Raw genomic sequence first — 21,241 nt, forward strand, 5'->3', positions numbered from 1 at the left:
GGCTCCGACCAGGTCCTGGATGTGCGCCGAGCTCAGTCGGCGGTGGGGGCAGGCCCCACGGGAACGGCGAGGGCCGGGCCGCCGGCCTCCCCCTCGCTCCCGCAGTCCTGCGCGGGCGGCCCCTGCTCGCGCTGCTGCCGCAGCTCGGCGATGGCCGCCTCGAAGTCCTCGAGCGAGTCGAACGCCCGGTAGACGGACGCGAAGCGCAGGTACGCGACGAGGTCCAGCTCCCGCAGCGGGCCCAGTATGGCCAGCCCGACGTCATGGGTGGACAGCTCGGCACTGCCGGTGGCGCGCACCGCCTCCTCGACCCGCTGGCCGAGCTTGGCCAGGGCGTCCTCGGTGACCGGGCGCCCCTGGCACGCCTTGCGCACGCCCGCGATGACCTTGTTGCGGCTGAAGGGCTCGGTGACCCCGCTCCGCTTGACCACCATGAGGGACGCCGTCTCGACAGTCGTGAAGCGACGGGCGCAGTCGGGGCACTGCCGGCGCCGGCGGATCGAGGTGCCGTCGTCCGTGGTGCGGCTGTCGACGACCCGACTGTCGGGGTGCCTGCAGAAGGGGCAGTGCATGGCTCGACCCTCCTCACCCTCGTGTACGGGCGTACGCCATCGAACCAGGCGTACGACTGAATGGCCCCGCGGGGTCCGTACGGTCCCTTCGGAGCAGTCACCAGCATAGGCGATCCGCCGGGCCGTGAAGGACCAGGCACCACAACTTGTAGGCAACGAAGCGCGCACAAGCACTAGATGTGGTGTCGGGCCGCTTATAGCCGCCTACCGCGCGTCGCGGTGGAGGCAGGCCGGAGCGGTCGCCCACGAGAGTACGGGAAGCCACCCGGGCGGCGGGGCACAGGGGCGGAGATGACAGAATCGGCCACGGCGCAGACGGCCGGGGACGCTCGCGAAAACGTGCGGCAGAAGTCCGAATTAGCTATTCGCCATACACCCGGCTACTTGATCGGGTCAGCCAATCAGCGACTTTTTCACTCGAACGTGTGTTTGGCGCAACCTTTCGAAAGCAACTACCGTTGGCTAACTAGGGAGAACATTTCGAGAGGGGCCGACGTGACCACCACCGCAGACAGCGCGACCATCACCGCACAAAGCCACTCCCAGAGCCGATTCGAGCATCCGCAATCGGCGCGCAGCACGCCGATGGACGACGCCACGTTGGACTCCGAAGAGCCGAAGCCCACGCGCTCACTGCCGGGCCGGCCACCAGGGATCCGGGCCGACAGTTCGGGACTCACCGACCGCCAGCGCAGGGTGATCGAAGTGATCCGGGATTCGGTGCAGCGGCGCGGCTACCCGCCGTCCATGCGGGAGATCGGCCAGGCGGTCGGGCTGTCCAGCACCTCGTCCGTCGCCCACCAGTTGATGGCTCTGGAACGCAAGGGCTTCCTGCGCCGCGACCCGCACCGTCCCCGCGCGTACGAGGTCCGCGGCTCGGACCAGTCCACCAGCGCGGCCACGGAGACGGCCGGCAAGCCCGCGGCGTCCTACGTGCCGCTGGTCGGCCGGATCGCGGCCGGTGGGCCGATCCTCGCGGAGGAATCGGTCGAGGACGTCTTCCCGCTCCCCCGGCAGCTGGTCGGCGACGGCGAGCTGTTCGTGCTGAAGGTCGTGGGTGACTCCATGATCGAGGCCGCGATCTGCGACGGCGACTGGGTCACCGTCCGCCGCCAGCCGGTCGCCGAGAACGGCGACATCGTCGCCGCGATGCTGGACGGCGAGGCCACCGTCAAGCGGTTCAAGCGCGAGGACGGTCATGTGTGGCTGCTCCCCCACAACGCCGCGTATCAGCCCATCCCCGGCGATGAGGCGACCATCCTCGGCAAGGTCGTGGCAGTGCTGCGCCGCGTCTGACCCCGCCCACAGGACAGCCCCGGGACCACTGCGCCGGTTCCGGGGCTCTGTGCTGTTCCGGGGCTCGGTGCTGTGCGGCGCCGCCGCACAGCACCGGGACGGCTACTTCTCCTGCTCCTTCGCCGCCGCGTCGATCGCCGCCAGGGAGCGGCGCACCTGATTGCGGTCCGTGGTGTACCAGAAATCCGGCATGGACTTCCGCAGGAACGAGCCGTAGCGGGCCCGCTCCACGCGCGGGTCCAGGACCGCGACCACGCCGCGGTCGCCGGTGGCACGGACCAGCCGGCCGGCACCCTGGGCCATCAGCAGGGCCGCATGGGTCGCGGCGACCGCCATGAAGCCGTTGCCGCCGGCCTCCTCGACGGCCTTCTGCCGGGCACTCATCAGCGGGTCGTCCGGGCGCGGGAACGGCACCCGGTCCATGACCACCAGCTGACAGCTGGCCCCTGGTACGTCGACGCCCTGCCACAGGGACAGGGTGCCGAACAGGCACGTCCGGGGGTCCTCGGAGAAGGTCCGGATCAGCTCGCCGAGCGTCTCCTCGCCCTGGAGGAGAACCGGCACGTCGAGGCGACCGCGCAGCTCCTCGGCCGCCGCCTGGGCGCCGCGCATCGACGAGAACAGCCCGAGCGTCCGCCCGCCCGCGGCCTCGACCAGCTCCGCGAGCTCATCGAGCATGTCCTGGCGACTGCCCTCACGGCCGGGCTGGGACAGATGCTTGGCGACGTAGAGGATGCCCTGCTTGGAGTAGTCGAAGGGCGAGCCCACGTCCAGCCCCTTCCAGGAGGGGACGTCCTCGCCCGCGGTGCCCTCAGGGGCGAGCCCCAGGGAGGCACCGACGCCGTTGAAGTCGCCGCCCAGCTTGAGGGTGGCGGAGGTGAGCACCACCGAGCGGTCGGCGAAGAGCTTCTCGCGCAGCAGCCCGGAGACCGAGAGCGGCGCCACCCGCAGGGACGCGCCGAAGCGGTCGTGGCGTTCGTACCAGACCACGTCGTATTCGGAGCCGTTGGCGATGCGCTCGGCGACGGCGTGGACGTTCTCCACCGCGGCGAGGGCCTGCTTGCGGACGGCGTCCTCGTCCTGGACGGATTTGTCGCGGGTCGAGCCGAGCGCGGTGACGACCGTACGGGCCGCGTCGCGCAGCGCCATCAGGCAGTAGCCGAGCTCCTCGGGAATCTCCTCCAGACGGCCGGGCAGCGCCAGCTCCATCAGGCGCTCGAAGGTCTCGGAGGCGGTCTGGAGCTGGTCGGCGGCCTTTTCGTTGACCAGCTTGGCGGCCCGGCGCACCGCGCGGTTCACCTGTCCGGGAGTGAGCTCACCGGTGGCGACGCCGGTGACCCGGGAGACCAGCTCATGGCCCTCGTCGATGATCAGGACCTCGTGCTGCGGCAGGATCGGCGCGCCCTCGATGGCGTCGATGGCGAGCAGCGCGTGGTTGGTGACCACCACATCGGCGAGCTTGGCGCGCTCCCGGGCGGCCTCGGCGAAGCACTCCGCGCCGTAGGCGCACTTCGAGGCGCCCAGGCACTCCCGGGAGGAGACCGAGACCTGGCCCCAGGCCCGGTCGGAGACGCCAGGAGTGAGGGCGTCGCGGTCGCCGGTCTCCGTCTCGTCCGCCCAGTCGCGCAGCCGCAGCAGATCCTTGCCGAGCTTGCTGGTGGGCGTCGCCTGCTCGAAGACGTCGAAGAGACCGTCCTCCTCTTCCTGCGGGACGCCTTCGCGGAGGCGGTGCAGGCAGAGGTAATTGGAGCGGCCCTTGAGCATGGCGAACTCGGGGCGGCGGCGCAGCTGCGGATGGAGCGCCTCGACCGTCCGCGGCAGATCGCGCTCGACGAGCTGGCGCTGGAGGGCGAGGGTGGCCGTGGCGACCACCACGCGCTCGCCGTGGGCGAGGGCCGGGACCAGATAGCCGAGCGACTTTCCGGTGCCGGTGCCGGCCTGGACCAGCAGGTGGGAGCCGTCGTCCACGGCCTCGGCGACGGCCTCGGCCATCGCCACCTGGCCGGGGCGCTCGGTGCCGCCGACGGCGGTGACGGCGGCGTGGAGCAGATCGGGGAGGGAGGGCTTCGTCATAGCGTCTGCAAGCCTACGCGGGACCACTGACAGTCGGACCGGGTACCGGGCGGACCACCGGTCACAGCGCGTGCAGGGGGTTGGGGACGGTGCCGTGCACCGCGGCGTGCGGGCGGTCGCGGCGGTCGCGGTAGCCGTCGACGTGCAGCCGGTTGCGGTTCAGGCAGAGCCGGGCGATCCGCGGGGTGAGCAGGTCGAAGGTCTCGTGCCGTTCCTTCAGGTGCGGGAAGCGCTCGTGGTGGCGCAGGATCTCGGCCCGCACGAGTGACCAGAACTCGGCCTCGGGCACGTCGAGTTGTTCCTCGCACAGCGGCGCCAGGTAGCGGAAGACACCGACGAACAGGCCGGAGTGGATGAACTGGATGAGGAAGGACGGCGGTTCGGTCAGCAGCACCGCCCGTACCTCCTCCGCCATGGAGTCGTGCTCGGGCAGCGGCCAGGAACTGGTGTTGACGTCGTCGACGAAGTCCTTGACCGCCAGGCGGGCGGGGACGTCGTGCTCGTCGAACACCACGATGGCGTTCTCGCCGTGCGGGGAGAAGACCGTGCCGTACTGGTAGAGGAAGTGCAGCAGGGGCGGCAGCAGCGCGGCGAACAGACGGCGCAGCCAGACGCGCGGGGCCAGGCCCGAGCGGCGGACCAGTTCGGCGGTCAGGGCCCGGCCGTGGGGGTCGGTCTGCAGCAGCGAGGCGAGGGTGCGGGCGCGTTCGCCGGGGTCGAGATGCGGGGTGACCGGCTCGCGCCAGATACAGCCGAGCAGTTCCTTGAACTGGTACGGGACGTTCGGCAGCCGGTCGTAGAGGGGGTGCTCGACGGTGACGGAGGCGATCTCGCCGAGCAGGATGACCCGGGTCTCGTCCCGCAGATAGGGGTCTTCGTCGCGCAGTCCGTGGACCCAGCGGGTGACGGCGGGGGCGGCGAGGGTGCGTTCGGTGGGCAGGCCCCGCCACACGAGGGTGTTGAGGATGGACAGCGGCAGCTTCACCGTCCGGCCCTGGGGACGGCTGACGTTGGTGAAGGTGCGGATGGACTGCTGCGGGAGCCGGAGGTCGTTGTCGGTGGGCAGCGCGATGACGGACCGGTCGGCGAGCTGCGGCGCGAAGAGCGGGGCGATGGTCTCGTCCCACTGCCAGGGGTGTACGGGGAGGTAGAGGTAGTCGGCGGGGGCGCAGCCCTGGTCGGCGACGGTGCGGGCGAAGGTGTCGCGGACGGCTGGGGCGAGTTCCTCGTGGTAGAGGCGGTCGGGGGTGGCCAGGGCGGGGACACCGCGGTAGTGGGCGAGGCTGTGGTGCGCGGCGATCCACGGCAGCCGCTCGGGGGTACGGGCTTCCGGGGCCCAGCGCGCGGCGTCGTCGGCCGAGAAGCCGAGGCGGCCCTTGTTGGCGACGAGCCACGGGTGGCCGGTCTGGTGGCCTTCGAGGGCGGCGTAGTCGAGGTCCGCGAGATCGGCGGCGTCGGCGGCGTCGCCGTCGAGACGGGTGTCGGCGGCGAGGGTGGCGGTCAGCTCGCGGATCAGGTGGCCGGTGGTGTCGCCGGAGAGGCCGAGCACGGTGTCGTGGGCGTGCGTGAGGAAGCGGAGGGGGTCTGCGTCGGGGGTGATGGACTCGGGGTCGACGCGCCAGTGTCCGTAGGCGCCGCGGCGGGCGCGGAAGCGGTAGACGAGGTCGTCGGTGACGGGCAGGCGGTACCGGGGGGTGCCGTCGGGGGCGGTGCCGTCGGGCTCGGGGGTGAGGATTTCCTCGTACGCGAACTCCGCCAGGGTCTTGGCGAAGAGTCGGCGTGCGGCGTGCTGCCAGGCGCTGTGCGGGGGCTGGGGCGCGGGAGACAAGGCGGGACTCCTCGAATCGGGACGGGCCCGGCACGGGGGACAACCGGGCGAGGTGGCGGGAGAAGGGTGGTGCGGCAGGCTCCTGGACGGGGCCGTCGAGGGCGGCCCCGGGGTCAGAGCAGGTGGCGGTGGGCGCGGTCGCGGACCATCAGCGCCGCGTGCTTGTCGGGCAGTGCGATCTCCTCGGTGTAGCGGAAGCCTCCGCTCAGGAAGGCCGCCACGGAGGCGATGTTGCGCAGGTCGGGCTCGGCGACGACGCGTCGGCACCGGAAGTGGTGGTCGAGCACGAGATCGGCGACGGCGCGCAGCAGCACGCTGCCCAGGCCACGGCTCCGGTCGCCGGTCTCCCCGATGAGGAGGTGCAGGCCGATGTCGTGCGGCCTGGCCCGGTAGTGGCGGGCGAGCGGGTCGAGGTCGGCGCGGTAGATCTCCCAGTAGCTCATGGGGACGCCGGCCAGCACTCCGAGGCAGGGCACGCTGCGGCCGTCGCCGTCCAGCTGGGTGCGCAGATGGGCGGCGGTGATCTCCGGGCTGCCGGCCAGCTCCCAGAAGGCCGCGACGGCCGGGTCGTTCATCCAGCCGGCGATCCGGCCCAGATCGCGGTCCGGGCGGACGGGCACGAGCGCGAACGGGCCGGCGGGGGTGTCGGCCGGGGCCCAGCGGGCGGGGTCGTCGAGCGGGGCGCCGGCGGCCGGGGTCCCGGGCGGGGCCGGCGGCCTGGGCACGCCCGCGGCCGACCCGCCCCATTCGGGCGGGATGTGCAGGGCGAGGGTGTCCTCGGAGCCGGCGCTGAGGCCGGATTCGGTGGCTGGCACGGCGACGTTCTCCTCTCGTGGCCGCCTGCCTCGGGGCCTTGTGGGCCGGCAGGCGGCTGCATCGGGTCGGGCGGCGGGGCTAGGTGGCGAGGGGGTTGGGCACGGTGACGTAGACGGACTGGGTGTCGACCGGGCCGACCAGTTCGTCCAGGCCGTGCAGCCGGGTGGCGAGGTTGGCCTTGCAGCGCAGTGTGCGGGCGGTGAGCAGGTGTTCGGGGAGGGTGGAGCGGTGCGCGCGGGGGGCCGCGGCGGCGTCGGCGAGGAAGCGGCGGAAGGCGGCGAGCAGGACCTCCTCGCGGATCAGGCGCTCGGCACCGAAGGCGCCGATGAGGCCGAGGACGTTGTTGATGCCGAGGTAGTAGGCGAAGCGTTCGTCCGTGACGTCGTCGGTGACGAAGGTGTCGCTGCTCGCGCCGATGCCGGGCAGCCGCCGCTGGAGGTCGGCGCGCCTGGACTCCCGGAAGTAGTAGCCCTGGTTGTCCCGGTAGCGGCCGCCGACCGGCCAGCCGTCGGGGTCCAGCAGGACGAGGGTGTTCTGCTGGTGGGCCTCCAGGGCGACGCCCGCCGTGCCGTCGAGCCACAGGACGGGCCGGACGACCGCCTCGAGGTAGCGCAGGAACCATTCGGTGGCGACGGCGCCCTGGGAGCGGCCGGAGAGGGCGCTGAGCACGCCGACGAGGGCCGCCAGCCGGGAGCGCATGCCCGGATGCCCGGGCCAGGGCCGGGGCGAGGTGAGTCCGGCGATGCAGACGGCGTCGTCCATGGTGGTGAAGGGGTTGTGGCGGATGACGGCGTCCAGGCCCTGGACGGGGCAGCCGTCCAGGCCGTCGACGGCGAGATAGGCGGGGTCGCGGACGATGTCGAAGCGTGGGTGGACGGCCTGCCACTGCTCGGCGAGGCCGGTGCGCAGCAGCCGGTGGACCTCGACGCCGCGTTCCAGTTCCTTGCGGAGGTTCTCCCGGCGGGAGTTGGTGATGCGCAGGCCCAGGGAGAGCTTGAGCATGGCCTCCGCGTCGGGGCGGTAGACGGTGCGTACGGAGGACGTGGGGTGCCAGAGGGGGCCGTGCGGGCCGAGGTCGTGCAGCAGGCCGGCGTCGCGGAGGGCGGCGACGTCGGGGCGAGCGGCGAGTTCACGGGCCTGCCAGGGGTGCAGCGGCAGGGGGACGGTGTCCTCCGGGAGTCGGAGGTCCGCTACGGCGAGCCGGGCGGCGAGCTGTTCCGCGGGGACGGGCTTGCCACGCTCGGTCCAGGCGGAGTCGGCGGCGAGGACGGAGCGGTGGACGGCCGTCCAGTGCAGCGGGAAGGAGCCGCGCAGTTCGGGTGAATAGGCGCGGGTCTCGGCGTCGGTGAGCCCCTCGCGGCTCTTGGGGGTGGGGTGCAGGGGGTGCCCCAGGAGGAGGGACTGCTCGGCTTCGAGAAAGAGGGAGGTGTGCGGGTCGGCGGGGCGGGTGCGGCGGTCGGCGAGGAAGACGGCGGTGCTGCGGACGGAGGCGGCGACCCGGCCGACGAGTTCGGCGCCGTCGCCGTCGGGGGCCTGCGGCCGCTCGCCCTCGGGCGCGTGGTGCCGCTCGCCGGCCGCCGGGGGTGCGCCGTCGTCGGGGGACGGCGCGCCCGGGGCCGGCGCCCGGCGCTCACCGCCGTATGCGGCCTCCCGGCGCAGCAGGGCGGCGATGGTGACGGCGTCCAGGGGGGCTGCGCCGGCGGGTGCGCCTTCGAGAGTGGGGGCGTCGAGGCGGTGCCAGCCGGTGGGTGACCAGTAGCGGACGGGGATGTGCAGGGCGGTGCCGCCGGCGTACAGCGGGATGCGCAGCCGGCCGGCGGCCGGGCGGCGGGCGCCGCTCTCGCGGATCCAGCAGCGCAGCAGGCTCTCGATGCCGGCGGAGTCGGCGGCGGCGGCCGGGTCCGGGTGGTCGAGGGGGTCGGGGTCGGCGGGCAGGGAGCGGTCGCAGGGGCGGGGGGCGCCGTGGCCGGCGGCCGCGGTCCGGGTCTGGCGGTCCTCGAGCGGCTGGTGGCAGGTGTCGTCGTCCGCGGTGTGCCGCTGCTGGCGGGGGACGGTCTGCTCGGTGGTGGCGCCGCCCCCCTGGTGGGCGGTCGGCCGCTCGGGGGCCGGGGGTCCGTCGGAACCGGGGCGTTCGTTCATGGGGTGGTGCCTCGCATTGTCGTGGGGGACGAGCCCATCGGCCCGGGGGTGGTGCGGACCGCCGCCGTGATGGCGTCGGCGAGGCGGTCGAGGATCGCTTCCGCCTGTTCGTCGGTGATGGTCAGGGGTGGCAGCAGGCGGACGACGGCGGAGTGCCGGCCGCCCAGTTCGACGATCAGGCCGCGGTCCAGGCAGGCGCGCTGGACGGCGGCTGCCAGCGCGGGGTCGGCGGGCCGGGCGCCGGTGGCGTCGGCGCCGGCGTCCCGGTCGACGAGTTCGACGCCGAGCATCAGTCCGCGGCCGCGGATGTCGCCGACACAGTCGTGGACGGCGGCGAGCGAGCTCAGCCGGGCGAGCATCCGGGCGCCGAGTTCCTGGGCTCGGCGGGCGAGTTGGTTCTCCCGTACGTAGGCGAGGGTGGCGCTGCCTGCGGCCATCGCGAGCTGGTTGCCGCGGAAGGTGCCGGCGTGCGCGCCGGGCTGCCAGGTGTCGAGTTCCTCGCGGTAGACGATCACGGCGAGCGGCAGACTGCCGCCGATCGCCTTCGACAGGACGAGGACGTCCGGCACGATCCCGCTGTGTTCGATGGCCCAGAAGGCGCCGGTGCGGCCGACGCCGGTCTGCACCTCGTCGACGATCAGCGGAATGTGCCGGTCGGCGGTGATCTCGCGCATCCGCCGCACCCAGGTGTCGGGGGCGGGGATGACGCCGCCCTCGCCCTGGACGGGTTCGAGGATCATGCCGGCGGGCCGCGGCACCCCGCTCTTGTCGTCTTCGAGCAGACTCTGGGTCCAGCGGGCGCCCAGCTCCGCGCCGCGCTCGCCGCCGGTCTGGAAGGGGCAGCGGTAGTCGTAGGGGTAGGGCAGCCTGGTCACGCTGGTGTGCCGGGCTCCCCCGGAGGCGGCGAGCGCCTCGGCGGTCATGCCGTGGTAGGCGCCGGAGAAGGCCATCAGGCCGTCCCGCCCGGTGGCCGTGCGGACGAGCTTGAAGGCGGCCTCCACGGCGTCCGTGCCGGCCGGCCCGCAGAACTGGATGCGCGCCTTTTCGGCCAATTCCCGGGGCAGGGTGGCGAACAGCTCGGTGGTGAAGGCGTCCTTGACGGGGGTGGCCAGGTCCAGGATGTGCAGCGGTGCGCCGGAGTCGAGGACCGTGCGGATGGCTTCGAGCACCACCGGGTGGTTGTGCCCGAGCGCCAGGGTGCCGGCGCCGGAGAGACAGTCGAGGTACCGGCGGCCGTCGGCGCCCTCGATGGTGAGCCCCCGGGCGCGCACCGGGACGATCGGCAGCGAGCGCGCGTAGGTACGGGCAGCGGACTCACGCAGGGACTGGCGGCGCAGGATCCCTTCGTGGGCCGACGGCGCTTCCGCCGGCACGGTTTCGGTCAACGCCACGGCAGTTGTGTCCTCCTGCTGATGTGCTGTTGGATGCCGCGCGGGCCGTCCGGGCAGCGCGGCGGGCCCCGTAGGTACCAACGACGGCGCCGACGGCGGATCACGGCCACCGTCAAGATCCCTGCGGCGACGGAACCGGGGACCCGACTGTCGCCGTCTAGCCCGGCACCGGCATAGTTGGGGCCGCGTCGGGATCTAAAGGTCCATGACAAGTTCACAGCGCGACTGCACACCGGCCACACGGCCCGGTTTCATCCACCCAGGGGGAACTCACCCATGCGATCGATACGTCGGCCAGTCCTGGTCGCCGCCGCCCTCACCGCCGTAGTGGCGCTGACCGCGACCGGCTGCGGCCCGGAGGGCGACAACGCGGACGCCAAGCCGAGCCAGTCGGCCCAAGGCAACCCGGGTGGGGGTGAGATCAAGATCCCTCAGGACATCCAGGACAAGCTCAAGGAACACGGCATCGACCTGGACAAGTGGAAGAACGGCGAGTGGAAGAACTGGGACAAGGACAAGTGGCTCCGCGAAGCCGGCCAGTTCATCAACCCGGTCATCAAGAACTTCTGGGACAACCCGGACAAGATCGGTAAGGCCAAGCCGCCGCAGGACCAGACCAAGCCCGGGGACGTCTCCGAGGACCAGGGCAAGACCGACCCGGAGCCCGCGGCCGTCCCGGCGAAGGCGGTCGGCACGCCGTACGACACCACCGCTCCCGGCGTCGGCCTGCTGGTGTTCAGCACCCCCGAGGGCGAGTCGCGGTGCTCCGCCACCGTCGTCAAGGACCCTGCGCACCCGGGCAAGTCCAACCTCGTGTGGACCGCGGCGCACTGCGTGCACGCCGGCAAGAACGGCGGCTGGTACCGCAACCTGGTGTTCGTCCCCAGCTTCAACAGGAACGGCGGCTCCGCCGACAAGCTGAAGACCGCGCCGTTCGAGGACCGCGTCCCGGCGGGCAAGTGGTGGGCGGACGACCTGGCCACGTCCAAGGAGTGGATCAACGCCGGCGGCGCCGTTCCGGGCGTGCCGATGGCTCCGTACGACTTCGCGCTGATGCATGTGCGTCCCGAGGAGAACAGCGGCGGCAAGTCGCTGGAGGAGATGGCCGGCGGCGCGTACGCGGTCGACTTCAACGCTCCGGCGATCGGCAAGATCCCGAGCCTGACCGCGCAGGGCTACCCGGCCGAGGCGCCGTTCGACGGTGCGTCGCAGCAGCAGTGCACCGACAAGCCGACCCGCCTGTCGATGGACGCCAAGAAGCCGACGATGTACCGGATCGGCTGCACCATGACCGGTGGTTCCTCCGGTGGTCCCTGGTTCGTCAAGGGCAAGGACGGCAAGCCGGTCCTGGTCTCCAACATGTCGATGGGGCCGCGCCCGGCCCGCTGGTCGGCCGGCCCGCACCTGGGCCCCGAGGCCAAGTCCCTCTTCACCGCCATGAGCCGGAAGTGGGCCAGCAAGCAGTGACCCGCTGACGGCCGGGTGCCCGCCGCGCTCCGGCGGGCACCCGGCCGCACCGCACCACGGCACGGCACGACGAAGGCCCGCCCCGGGTTGCCCCGGGGCGGGCCTTCGTGTGTCCGCGCGGCTAGGCCGCCGCGACGAACGGCCGGAACTCGGCCGCCAGTTCCTCGTGGACCCGCGCCTTGAGGACCGTGCCGTCCGCGGTGTGCTCCTCGGAGATGACCTCGCCCTCGGCGTGTGCCCGCGATACCAGGGCGCCCTGGGTGTAGGGCACCAGCACCTCGATCTCCACCTGGGGGCGCGGCAGTTCCTCGTCGAGCAGGGCGAGCAGCTCCGTCATGCCCTGGCCCGTACGGGCCGACACTGCGAGGGCGTGCTTCTCGTTGCGCAGCAGGCGCTGCAGCACCAGCGGATCGGCCGCATCGGCCTTGTTGACGACCACGATCTCGGGCACGTCCGTCGCGCCCACGTCGCGGATCACCTCGCGTACGGCGGCCAGCTGCTCCTCCGGCACCGGATGCGAGCCGTCGACCACATGGAGGATGAGGTCGGAGTCGCCGACCTCCTCCATCGTGGAGCGGAACGCCTCGACGAGGTGGTGCGGCAGGTGCCGGACGAAGCCGACGGTGTCGGCGAGGGTGTAGAGCCGCCCGCTGGGGGTCTCGGCCCGGCGGACCGTCGGGTCCAGGGTGGCGAACAGGGCGTTCTCCACCAGGACGCCGGCCCCTGTGAGGCGGTTGAGCAGGGAGGACTTGCCGGCGTTGGTGTAGCCGGCGATGGCGACCGAGGGGACCTTGTTGCGCCGGCGTTCCTGGCGCTTGATGTCCCGGCCGGTCTTCATCTCCGCGATCTCCCGGCGCATCTTCGCCATCTTCTCGCGGATCCGCCGCCGGTCCGTCTCGATCTTGGTCTCACCGGGACCACGGGTGGCCATGCCGCCGCCCGCCGAACCGGAGCCGCCGCCGCCCATCTGCCGGGACAGCGACTGACCCCAGCCGCGGAGGCGGGGCAGCATGTACTGCATCTGCGCCAGCGCGACCTGCGCCTTGCCCTCCCTGGACTTGGCGTGCTGGGCGAAGATGTCGAGGATCAGGGCGGTCCGGTCGACCACCTTGACCTTGACGACGTCCTCCAGGTGGATCAGCTGGCCCGGGGAGAGCTCACCGTCGCACACCACGGTGTCCGCCCCGGATTCGAGGACGATGTCGCGCAGCTCCAGCGCCTTGCCGGACCCGATGTAGGTGGCCGGGTCGGGCTTGTCGCGGCGCTGGACCACGCCGTCGAGCACCAGGGCGCCGGCCGTCTCCGCGAGGGCGGCGAGCTCCGCGAGGGAATTCTCCGCCTCCTGGACCGAGCCGCTGGTCCACACGCCGACGAGTACCACCCGCTCCAGACGGAGCTGCCGGTACTCGACCTCGGTGACGTCTTCGAGCTCGGTGGACAGGCCGGCCACACGGCGCAGCGCCGCGCGCGCCGAGCGGTCGTACTGGTCGCCGTCACGCTCCCCGTCGATCTCGTGGCTCCAGGCGACGTCCTCTTCCATCAGGGCGTCGGCCCGAAGGCTCTCCGGAAGTCGCTGCCGGTCCTGCGGAAGGGAAGAAGAGGAGGTCATTTGATCCTTTGTGTCGTTGGGAAGTCCTCGTCGGGGACCTGCGGTCCCACCGGGACTCTCGGTGGTGACAACGTCCGGGCCGCCCGGGAGATTCCCGGCCGCGCCTCGGCGTCGACTCGAAGATGGTCGCACGGTCCGTTACGGCGCGTCACGCGGGTTTCCGGCGTTTTCCCGGGGCGGCACCCGCCGTACCGCGGACGGCCCATCGGTGCCCCGGACGGTCAGTGCTTGCGGACGGCCCGCCACTCCGGGTGGCCGGGCATCGGAGGGGTCTTCGCGCCGTACAGCCAGCTCTGGAAGAAGCCGGTCAGGTCCTGGCCGGAGATCTCGGCGGCCAGGGCGACGAAGTCGCCGGTCCCGGCGACGCCGTCGCGGTGGCGGGTCACCCAGGTGCGTTCGAGCCGGTCGAAGGCGGCCGGGCCGATCCTGTGCCGCAGGGCGTAGAGGACCAGTGCGCCGCCGTCGTAGATCACCGGGCGGAAGATGCTGATCTTCTGGCCGGCCCGGGCGGCCTTGGGTGCGGCCGGCGGGCCGCCTTCGGCGCGCCAGCGGTCGGAGAGCTGGTACGCCCGCTGCATCCGTGCGTCCATGGAGGCCGGGGGGCCGCCCTTCTCCTGGGCGTAGAGCGCCTCGTACCAGCTGGCATGGGCCTCGTTCAGCCAGACGTCGGACCACAGGCGCGGGCTGACGCTGTCGCCGAACCACTGGTGGGACAGCTCGTGGACCATGATGGACTCGACGTACCACTGGGGGAGCCGGCCGGCGAACAGGCCCTTCTCGAAGAGCGAGAGCGTCTGGGTCTCCAGCTCGAAGCCGGTCGTGGCGTCCGCGATCAGCACCCCGTAGTTCTCGAAGGGGAACGGTCCGACCTTGCGCTCCATCCAGTCCAGCTGGGCGGGGGTCCTGGCCACCCAGGGGGCGAGCGTTTTGCGGTCGGCGACCGGGACGACGCTGCGTACGGGCAGGCCGTGCGGCCCGAGCGCACGGATCACGCTGGATCGGCCCAGGGAGACCTGCGCCAGCTCGGTGGCCATCGGGTGCACGGTCCGGTACAGCCAGGTGCGGCGCGGCCCCCGGTCGCTTCGGTTTTGGAGCTCTCCGTTGGCGACGGCCGTCACGCCCCGGGGGGCGCTGATGTGGAAGGTGAAGAAGGCCTTGTCGGACGGGTGGTCGTTGCACGGGAAGACGCGGTGTGCGGCGTCGGCCTGGTTGGCCATCACCAGCCCGTCGCCGGTGCGGATCCAGCCGCCGTCGCTCTTGCCGCGCGGATCGCTGGTGTGCCGCACGACGATCCGCAGCTGCTGGCCGGGGACGGGGACGGCGGAGGGGGTGATCACCAGGTCCTCGCCGTACTGCTGGTGGCGGGCCGGCAGGCCGTTGACCTCGACGGAGCTGACCTTGCCGCGGGCGAAGTCGAGGTTGAGGTGCTCGAGGGCCCCGGTGACGTGGGCGTTGATCTCGGTGACGGCCTTCAGCGGCCGGTCGTTGTGGCCGGAGTAGTCCAGGTCGACGTCGTAGGACGTGACGTCGTAGCCGGGGTTTCCGAGCGAGGGGAAGAGGCGGTCGCCGAGACCGCGCACACCGGGGGCATCCGGGGGCGGTGCCGCGCCGATGAGGGCGACGGCGGCCAGGGAGAGGACGGCGGCACGGCCGGCCCGGGACGGGGTCCGCCGGCGCGGCAGGGGGAGCGCGGCAGCGGCACGGCGGTCGGGATCGGGGGACGGTCGACGCGAGCGAAGCGACATGGGCTACGGCTATCAGCGCGGCCCCCCGGCCCGTGGACGGCACGGCAGTACGGCACCCGAAAGGGCGGCGGTTCGGGCGTCCGGCTTACGCCGGGATGCGGCGCGGCCGTCAGGGGCGTAGTGCCGCGGTGGGCGTGGGGCGGCCGGCCCTCAACACGTCGAAGACGCCCGGGACTTCGCGCATGGCCCGCATCAGGGAGGGCAGTCCGGCGGCGTTGGGCAGGTGCAGGGTGTAGGTGTGCCGTACCCGCTGCTCGTGCGGGGGCTCGACGGCCGCGGACACCACGGCGACGCCCTGTGCGGCGATCGCCTCGGTGAGGTCGGCCAGGAGGTGCGGCCGGCTGAACGCCTCGGCCAGGAGGGTCACCCGGCAGCCGTGCCCGGTCCGGCCAGGGCGCCGCCAGCGCACTCCGACCGGCTGCCTGCCGGTCGCGGCCATGCGTGCCACGACGGGGCACAGGGCGCGGTGCACGGTGACCGTGCCGCCGCGTACGGCGAAGCCGGTGACGTTGTCCGGCGGCACCGGGGTGCAGCAGCCCGCGAGTCTGACCGGCGCGCCCGGCAGGTCGGCGACGGCCAGGACGGCGGCGGGGGTCAGCTCGGCCGCCGCGGGGTCGTGGTCCGCGGGGTCGTGGTCCGCGACGACGGGTGCCGTCGGTGGGTGCGGGGGCGGTTCGCCGGTGTCCGTCCCGGCGGGGCGCGCCAGCCACCGGGAGATGGCGAGCCGGGCGGCGGGGGTACGCGCGTGGTCGAGCCACTCCGGCGCGGGCCCGGTGGCGGACTCCGGGGCCATCAGGAGGTGCAGGCTGTCGCCGTCTCGGAGGACGGTGGCGAGCGTCGCGAGGCGGCCGTTGACGCGGGCCCCGATGCAGCAGTGCGCCGCCTCGCCGTACCGGGCGTAGGCGGCGTCCACACAGCTGGCGCCCGCGGGCAGGCCGAGGGAGCCGTCGGCGGGGCCGTTCGCCGGGCCGCCCGCGCAGAAGACCGTGATCTCCCGGTCCTGCGCCAGGTCGTCGCGGAGCGAGCTCCAGAAGGCGTCCGGGTCGGGGGTGGCGCGCTGCCACTCCAGGAGGCGGGAGAGCCATCCGGGGCGGGTCGGGTCGGCCCGCTCGCCGTCGGGGGCGTCGGGGCCGTCCGTGGGGGCGTACGGGTTGCCCAGCGCGATCACCCCGGCCTCGGCGGCACGGTGCATCTGGTGGGTGCGGATCAGCGTCTCGGCGATCTGGCCCGACTCGCCGGTGACGGCGGTGTGCAGCGACTGGTAGAGGTTGAATTTCGGCGCGGCGATGAAGTCCTTGAACTCGGAGACGACCGGGGTGAAGCAGGTGTGCAGCTCGCCGAGGACCGCGTAGCAGTCGGCGTCCTCGGCGACCAGGACCAGCAGCCGTCCCAGGTCCGCTCCGGTCAGCTCGCCGCGGGTGAGCCGGACCCGGTGCAAGGAGACGAAGTGTCGCGGCCGCACGAGGACGTCGGCGTGGATGCCGGCCTCGGCGAGGGTGGTCCGGACCCGCGCGGCGATGGCGGCGAGGGGGTCGGGCCGGCCGGCGTGCTCGCGGACCAGGCGGCAGGTGGCGGCGTGCTCCTCCGGGTGCAGGATCGCGAAGACCAGGTCCTCCAGCTCGGTCTTCAGCGCCTGGACGCCGAGGCGTTCGGCGAGCGGGATCAGGACGTCGCGGGTCACCTTGGCGATGCGGACCTGCTTCTCGGGGCGCATCACTCCGAGGGTGCGCATGTTGTGCAGCCGGTCGGCGAGCTTGATGGACATCACGCGGACGTCGTTCCCGGTGGCCACCAGCATCTTGCGGAAGGTCTCCGGTTCGGCGGCCGCACCGTAGTCGACCTTCTCCAGCTTCGTCACGCCGTCGACCAGATAGCAGACCTCGGCCCCGAACTCCGTGCGTACCTGGTCGAGCGTCACCTCCGTGTCCTCGACGGTGTCGTGGAGGAGGGAGGCGGTCAAGGTGGTGGTCTCCGCGCCCAGTTCGGCGAGGATGAGGGTGACCGCGAGCGGGTGGGTGATGTACGGCTCGCCGCTCTTGCGCATCTGGCCGCGGTGCGAGGTCTCGGCCAGCACATACGCCTTGCTCAGGATGTCCAGATCGGCGTGCGGGTGGTGGCGGCGGTGCACCTTGGCGACGTGCTCCAGGGCGTCGGGGAGGCCGTCGCGGGGAGCCGGGCCGAGCAGTGCGGCGCGGCCGATCCGGCGCAGCCCCTGGACATCCAGCCGGGGGCGGACGCGCCTGCGGCCCGCCGCTTCCGCATTACCAGGGTCAGTGGCCTCTGCGCTCATGGGCACCCTCCGGCAGCGTCGACCGGCGGTTGGGCGTCGTCACTCGGAAAGCCCGGGCCGGTGCTTGATGCTATCGAGCCCATCACGCACGGCTGACCAGCTCTCGCTCAGCGTGATGCGGATCACCCGTTCGAGCGACCCGTGAGGCGAACTGCTGCCCGTCAGGCGAGCGCTGTGGTGAGCCAGGCCGGGTCGAAGGTGCCTTCGGCGACGATCTCGGCGGGGCCGGTCATCTCGACCCTGCCGTCGGGCAGCTCGGTGATCGAGAGACTGCCGCCGAGCACGTCGACGGTGTAGGTGACGGGCAGGCCGCTCACGGTGGGGTCGCTGCCGTCCCGGCGGGCGGTGGCGACCGCGACCGCGCAGGCGCCGGTGCCGCAGGAGCGGGTCTCGCCCGAGCCGCGCTCGTGCACCCGCATGGCCACGTGGCGCGGCCCGCGGTCGACGACGAACTCGATGTTCACGCCGTCCGGGTAAACCGCCGCTGGGCCGAACGGCGGTACGGCCAGCAGATCACCGGCGTGGGCCAGGTCCTCGACGAAGGCGACCGCGTGCGGGTTGCCCATGTTCACGTTGACGGCCGGCCAGCTGCGGCCGTCGAGCGTGACCTGGACGCGCTCCTCGGGGAGCTCGGCCCGGCCCATGGAGACCGTGACATCGCCGGTCTTGGCGAGGTGCACCCGGCGCACACCGGCGCGGGTGGCGAGGGCGAGGTCGCCCGCCTGCACCAGGCCGGCGTGCAGCAGATAGCGCGCGAAGACGCGGACGCCGTTTCCGCACATCTCGGCGATCGAACCGTCGCCGTTGCGGTAGTCCATGAACCACTCGGCCTCGTCGGCCATCGCGCGCGCCTCGGGGTCCGCGGCGGAGCGCACCACGCGCAGCAGGCCGTCGCCGCCGAGCCCGGCCCGCCGGTCGCAGATCCTGCCGACGGCGGCCGCGGACAGGTCGAGGCGGCCCTCCGGGTCGGGAACGATCACGAAGTCGTTCTCGGTGCCGTGGCCCTTGAGGAAAGCGATGCGCTGCGTGCTGGTCACCCCTGCATGGTACGGGGGCGGCGGGCGATCCGGCCGTCCAGGGGCGAGAGCGGGTGGGCCGCTCAGCGCAGCCGGGCCACCCGCCAGATGGCGAGGGCGGCCAGGACGGCCACCACCGCGGCGTAGACGACCACCACGCGCCAGCCGGCGCGGCGGCCCGAGCCGCGCACCGGGAGGCCGGGCCAGGTGTGGCCGACGCGGCGGGCGGCCATCATGCCCCAGCCGGCGGCGCAGCAGCACAGCAGCAGGCCGAGCATCGCTATCACCGCGCCGCCGTCGCCGCCGAACTCGAAGGCGAGCGGAAAGGCGAACATCAGGGAGCCGACGGAGGCGAGCACCACGATCGGCGCGAGCTGCCACAGGCGCAGCCGCCGCGGCGGGCGGAGTTCGCGGAAGGACTCGCCGCCCTCGGCGGGGTCCGTCCCGGCGTCCGGGCCGTCCGAGTCGTCCAGCGCGCCCGGCTCGGCGAGCGGGGCGTCATCGGTGGCGGTCAGGTCGTCGGGGGCGTCCGGGCCGTCCGGGGCCGGCGGAATGCCGTCGGCGCCGCGGTGATCCGTTTTCCGGGCTCTGTTGCGAGGGCCGGCTTCCATTGCCACGCGCCCTCCCCACTGCAGACTGCACGCCTCGATCGAAGGTCGATGATGACACGCCCTCAGGGGCCCTGATGACGGCCGGAGCGTCCCGATGCCATGACGTGATCAGGCTGTGACCGGTCGTTCGAGCAACGCCAGCGCGAGTCGCGGGAGGTCCGCGCGGCGGTCGGCGGCACCGCTGAGCCAGTGGACCCGGGGGTCGCGGCGGAACCAGGAATCCTGACGGCGCGCGAAGCGCTTGGTGGCGCGTACCGTCTCCGCACGCGCTTCCTCCTCGGTGCAGTCCCCCGCCAGCTGGGTGAGCACCTGCTGGTAGCCCAGGGCCCGGGAGGCCGTCCGGCCGTCGCGCAGCCCCGCGGCCTCCAGCCCGCGCACCTCGTCCACCAGGCCGGCCTCCCACATCCGGTCCACCCGGCGCGCGATCCGCTCGTCGAGCTCGGGGCGCTCGACGTCGACGCCGATCTGCAGGGTGTCGTAGACGGCTTCGTGGCCGGGGAGGTTGGCGGTGAAGGGGCGGCCGGTGATCTCGATGACCTCCAGGGCGCGCACGATGCGGCGGCCGTTTCCGGGGAGGATCGCGCGGCCCGCCTCGGGGTCGGCGACCGCGAGCCGGGCGTGCAGGGCGCCGCTGCCGTGTTCGGCCAGTTCGGCCTCCAGGCGGGCGCGAACCGCGGGGTCGGTGCCGGGGAACTCCAGGGCGTCGAGGGCGCCGCGGAGGTACAGGCCGGAGCCGCCGACGAGGACGGGTGTGCGTCCCTCGGCGAGCAGCCGGTCGATCTCGGCGCGGGCCAGCTGCTGGTACTCGGCGACGCTGGCGGCCCGGGTCACGTCCCAGATGTCCAGCAGGCGGTGCGGGACGCCCTGCCGCTCCTCGGGCGTGAGCTTGGCGGTACCGATGTCCATGCCGCGGTAGAGCTGCATGGAGTCGGCGTTGATGACCTCGCCGCCCGTGGCTTGCGCGAGGGCGACGCCCAGATCGGACTTTCCGGCCGCGGTGGGACCGACGACGGCGATGACCCGCGGAGCGGGAACGGCGGTGTTCACCCCGCCAGTCTCGCAAACTTCACGTCCCCGTCCCGAACGAGCTACGTGACGGGTCACCCATGGGGTCGTTGCCTGTTCGAGGTCCCGAGAGCCGGCGCACGGCCGGCGCCCGCGGGCGGCGCAATGGGACGCTCCGGGCCACGACGGATTTCCACCACATGAGCACGGTAGGAGCGGTTATGGGCCTGTTTTCGCGGTTTCGTCGGCGCAAGGAGTCCCCGGAATCCGGGGCGGCGGCGTCTGTGGAGTCCGTGCAGTCCGCGGAGTCCGTGGAGGGGACGGAAGCAGCGGCTGCGCACGTGGTGACACCGGCGCCGCAGGACGGCACCGGGGCGTCGGACGGCCCGGCGGCCGAGGCGCCACAGGCCGCAGAGTCGGACGGCGCCGAGGGCCCCGGGATTCCGCGCCAGCAGTCCGCGCAGGAGGCGGCCGACAGTGACGCCGGGGACGGCGCCCACGCGTAGCGCACCGCGCGGCCCGTGGGCGGGCCCACGGGTGACGGCGGGCGCCGGCGTCGCTCTCCACGTCGCCGCATGCGACGGCCGCGGGGCGTACTGCCCCGCGGCCGTCGCATGCGTGCGGACCGCGGGTACGGCCTCAGGACCAGGTCGCCACGAAGTAGCCGACCCCGTACGGCGCCTCCTCGCGGAGCAGTTCCCCCTGCAGGCCCGCGCCGTGGGCCGCGCTCGCCAGGACCTGCCAGCAGGCGCGGCCGGACACCTGGAGGTCGGCGGCGAGCTCTTCGTCGAGTGCGGTCAGCGCGGCGGTGTCGGCGGAACCCAGCGCACGGGCCGCCGACGCGTCGAACCCCTCGGCCCGCTCGTCGAAGTACCCCGGGGCCTTCACGGTGCGGCGGGCACTGCCGTCCCCCATCACCAGCAGGGCGACGCGGGGGGCCGACGCGGCGATCTCGCGGCCGACCGGCAGACAGCGGTCGCGGGTCAACGGTTCTCCCACCCCCAGGCCCTCGACGGGAGCGTCGTCCCAGTCGGCGCGGGCCAGCAGCCAGGCCCCTACGGACAGCGACGGCGGGAGTTCCCGCTCCCCCGCGCCCTCCGCCGCGCCCAGCGGCACCTCGAGGTCCACGCCGAAGCCGCGGAACGAGCCGATGGCGCCCTGCGGGTGCGGGCCGCGCCCCGCCTGCTCGGCCGGCCCGAGAACGACCAGCCGGTCGGGGCGGGCGGCGGCCAGCACCCCGACCGCGTCGAGACAGGCGGCCCGCAGCGCGTCCAGCTCGGGGGCCGCGCCGGCGGCGACCTCCGGCACGAGGAGCGGCGGGCAGGGGCAGATGGCGGCGGCTACGAGCATGCCACGCAGCGTAACGCCCCGTCGCGGGGCGCT

16 protein-coding genes are annotated in these 21,241 nt (G+C 73.2%); 3 read left to right on the plus strand and 13 right to left on the minus strand.

Annotated features, from left to right (window positions below; translation table 11 throughout):
- Nucleotides 1–32 precede the first annotated feature (32 nt).
- Nucleotides 33–572: a transcriptional regulator NrdR gene (nrdR, locus tag ACGFML_RS33810; RefSeq protein WP_393549474.1), complete on the minus strand. Its 540-nt coding sequence runs from the start codon at nucleotides 570–572 to the stop codon at nucleotides 33–35.
- 495 nt (nucleotides 573–1,067) lie between these two features.
- On the opposite strand from nrdR, the gene lexA reads away from it, so the two are divergent.
- A complete protein-coding gene (lexA, locus tag ACGFML_RS33815) occupies nucleotides 1,068–1,868 on the plus strand; it encodes a transcriptional repressor LexA (protein ID WP_393549475.1) in 801 nt (266 codons plus the stop codon).
- Between the two features lie 102 nt (nucleotides 1,869–1,970).
- Here lexA and ACGFML_RS33820 read toward each other — a convergent pair whose 3' ends face one another.
- The 5 genes from ACGFML_RS33820 to ACGFML_RS33840 all read right to left on the minus strand — a co-directional run bounded on the left by ACGFML_RS33820 (nucleotide 1,971) and on the right by ACGFML_RS33840 (nucleotide 10,115).
- Nucleotides 1,971–3,941: an ATP-dependent DNA helicase gene (locus ACGFML_RS33820; protein WP_393549476.1), complete on the minus strand. Its 1,971-nt coding sequence runs from the start codon at nucleotides 3,939–3,941 to the stop codon at nucleotides 1,971–1,973.
- 61 nt (nucleotides 3,942–4,002) lie between these two features.
- The gene (locus tag ACGFML_RS33825) at nucleotides 4,003–5,769 is read right to left on the minus strand and encodes an IucA/IucC family protein (RefSeq protein ID WP_393549477.1); all 1,767 of its coding nucleotides are present in this window, start codon (nucleotides 5,767–5,769) and stop codon (nucleotides 4,003–4,005) included.
- Between the two features lie 113 nt (nucleotides 5,770–5,882).
- Entirely contained in the window at nucleotides 5,883–6,584 is a 702-nt protein-coding gene (locus ACGFML_RS33830; RefSeq protein ID WP_393549478.1) for a GNAT family N-acetyltransferase, read from the minus strand.
- Nucleotides 6,585–6,663: 79 nt separating this feature from the next.
- Nucleotides 6,664–8,724 carry an IucA/IucC family protein gene (locus tag ACGFML_RS33835; RefSeq protein WP_393549479.1) on the minus strand — a complete coding sequence of 687 codons (2,061 nt, stop codon included), beginning with the start codon at nucleotides 8,722–8,724 and terminating at the stop codon, nucleotides 6,664–6,666.
- On the minus strand, nucleotides 8,721–10,115 hold the full coding sequence (locus tag ACGFML_RS33840; protein ID WP_393549480.1) for a diaminobutyrate--2-oxoglutarate transaminase family protein: 1,395 nt from the start codon (nucleotides 10,113–10,115) through the stop codon (nucleotides 8,721–8,723). Before ACGFML_RS33840 ends, ACGFML_RS33835 begins: the two co-directional genes overlap by 4 nt.
- A gap of 276 nt (nucleotides 10,116–10,391) precedes the next feature.
- Here ACGFML_RS33840 and ACGFML_RS33845 point away from each other — a divergent pair, with 276 nt between their 5' ends.
- A complete protein-coding gene (locus tag ACGFML_RS33845) occupies nucleotides 10,392–11,582 on the plus strand; it encodes a trypsin-like serine peptidase (RefSeq protein WP_393549481.1) in 1,191 nt (396 codons plus the stop codon).
- A gap of 121 nt (nucleotides 11,583–11,703) precedes the next feature.
- Here the strand turns inward: ACGFML_RS33845 and hflX are convergent, their stop codons facing one another.
- The 6 genes from hflX to miaA form a co-directional block, all read right to left on the minus strand.
- Nucleotides 11,704–13,191: a GTPase HflX gene (gene hflX / locus ACGFML_RS33850; protein ID WP_393549482.1), complete on the minus strand. Its 1,488-nt coding sequence runs from the start codon at nucleotides 13,189–13,191 to the stop codon at nucleotides 11,704–11,706.
- Nucleotides 13,192–13,412: 221 nt separating this feature from the next.
- On the minus strand, nucleotides 13,413–14,936 hold the full coding sequence (locus ACGFML_RS33855; protein ID WP_393549483.1) for a M1 family metallopeptidase: 1,524 nt from the start codon (nucleotides 14,934–14,936) through the stop codon (nucleotides 13,413–13,415).
- A 109-nt stretch (nucleotides 14,937–15,045) separates the two neighbouring features.
- Nucleotides 15,046–17,226, minus strand: a complete 2,181-nt coding sequence (locus ACGFML_RS33860; RefSeq protein WP_393549484.1) for a RelA/SpoT family protein — start codon at nucleotides 17,224–17,226, stop codon at nucleotides 15,046–15,048.
- Between the two features lie 161 nt (nucleotides 17,227–17,387).
- Nucleotides 17,388–18,263 carry a diaminopimelate epimerase gene (dapF, locus tag ACGFML_RS33865; protein ID WP_393549485.1) on the minus strand — a complete coding sequence of 292 codons (876 nt, stop codon included), beginning with the start codon at nucleotides 18,261–18,263 and terminating at the stop codon, nucleotides 17,388–17,390.
- 62 nt (nucleotides 18,264–18,325) lie between these two features.
- Entirely contained in the window at nucleotides 18,326–18,853 is a 528-nt protein-coding gene (locus tag ACGFML_RS33870; RefSeq protein ID WP_393549528.1) for a hypothetical protein, read from the minus strand.
- Between the two features lie 108 nt (nucleotides 18,854–18,961).
- Nucleotides 18,962–19,900 (minus strand): tRNA (adenosine(37)-N6)-dimethylallyltransferase MiaA, encoded by a 939-nt coding sequence (gene miaA / locus ACGFML_RS33875; RefSeq protein ID WP_393549486.1) that lies wholly within the window; start codon nucleotides 19,898–19,900, stop codon nucleotides 18,962–18,964.
- A gap of 179 nt (nucleotides 19,901–20,079) precedes the next feature.
- Between miaA and ACGFML_RS33880 the strand changes: the two genes are divergently transcribed.
- Nucleotides 20,080–20,364: a hypothetical protein gene (locus tag ACGFML_RS33880; protein WP_393549487.1), complete on the plus strand. Its 285-nt coding sequence runs from the start codon at nucleotides 20,080–20,082 to the stop codon at nucleotides 20,362–20,364.
- A gap of 133 nt (nucleotides 20,365–20,497) precedes the next feature.
- On the opposite strand, the gene ACGFML_RS33885 is transcribed toward ACGFML_RS33880, so the two are convergent.
- Nucleotides 20,498–21,208 carry a class III extradiol dioxygenase subunit B-like domain-containing protein gene (locus ACGFML_RS33885; RefSeq protein WP_393549488.1) on the minus strand — a complete coding sequence of 237 codons (711 nt, stop codon included), beginning with the start codon at nucleotides 21,206–21,208 and terminating at the stop codon, nucleotides 20,498–20,500.
- Between the last annotated feature and the right edge of the window lie 33 nt (nucleotides 21,209–21,241).

The sequence above is a fragment of the Streptomyces sp. NPDC048650 genome, assembly GCF_043199095.1.
Classification (GTDB): Bacteria; Actinomycetota; Actinomycetes; order Streptomycetales; family Streptomycetaceae; genus Streptomyces.

Coding starts and splice junctions, on each gene's coding strand:
- nrdR (WP_393549474.1), bottom strand. CDS start 572: ATGCACTGCCCCTTCTGCAGGCACCCCGACAGTCGGGTCGTCGACAGC.
- ACGFML_RS33820 (WP_393549476.1), bottom strand. CDS start 3,941: ATGACGAAGCCCTCCCTCCCCGATCTGCTCCACGCCGCCGTCACCGCC.
- ACGFML_RS33835 (WP_393549479.1), bottom strand. CDS start 8,724: ATGAACGAACGCCCCGGTTCCGACGGACCCCCGGCCCCCGAGCGGCCG.
- ACGFML_RS33845 (WP_393549481.1), top strand. CDS start 10,392: ATGCGATCGATACGTCGGCCAGTCCTGGTCGCCGCCGCCCTCACCGCC.
- hflX (WP_393549482.1), bottom strand. CDS start 13,191: ATGACCTCCTCTTCTTCCCTTCCGCAGGACCGGCAGCGACTTCCGGAG.
- ACGFML_RS33855 (WP_393549483.1), bottom strand. CDS start 14,936: ATGTCGCTTCGCTCGCGTCGACCGTCCCCCGATCCCGACCGCCGTGCC.
- ACGFML_RS33860 (WP_393549484.1), bottom strand. CDS start 17,226: ATGAGCGCAGAGGCCACTGACCCTGGTAATGCGGAAGCGGCGGGCCGC.
- ACGFML_RS33870 (WP_393549528.1), bottom strand. CDS start 18,853: ATGGAAGCCGGCCCTCGCAACAGAGCCCGGAAAACGGATCACCGCGGC.
- ACGFML_RS33880 (WP_393549487.1), top strand. CDS start 20,080: ATGGGCCTGTTTTCGCGGTTTCGTCGGCGCAAGGAGTCCCCGGAATCC.
- ACGFML_RS33885 (WP_393549488.1), bottom strand. CDS start 21,208: ATGCTCGTAGCCGCCGCCATCTGCCCCTGCCCGCCGCTCCTCGTGCCG.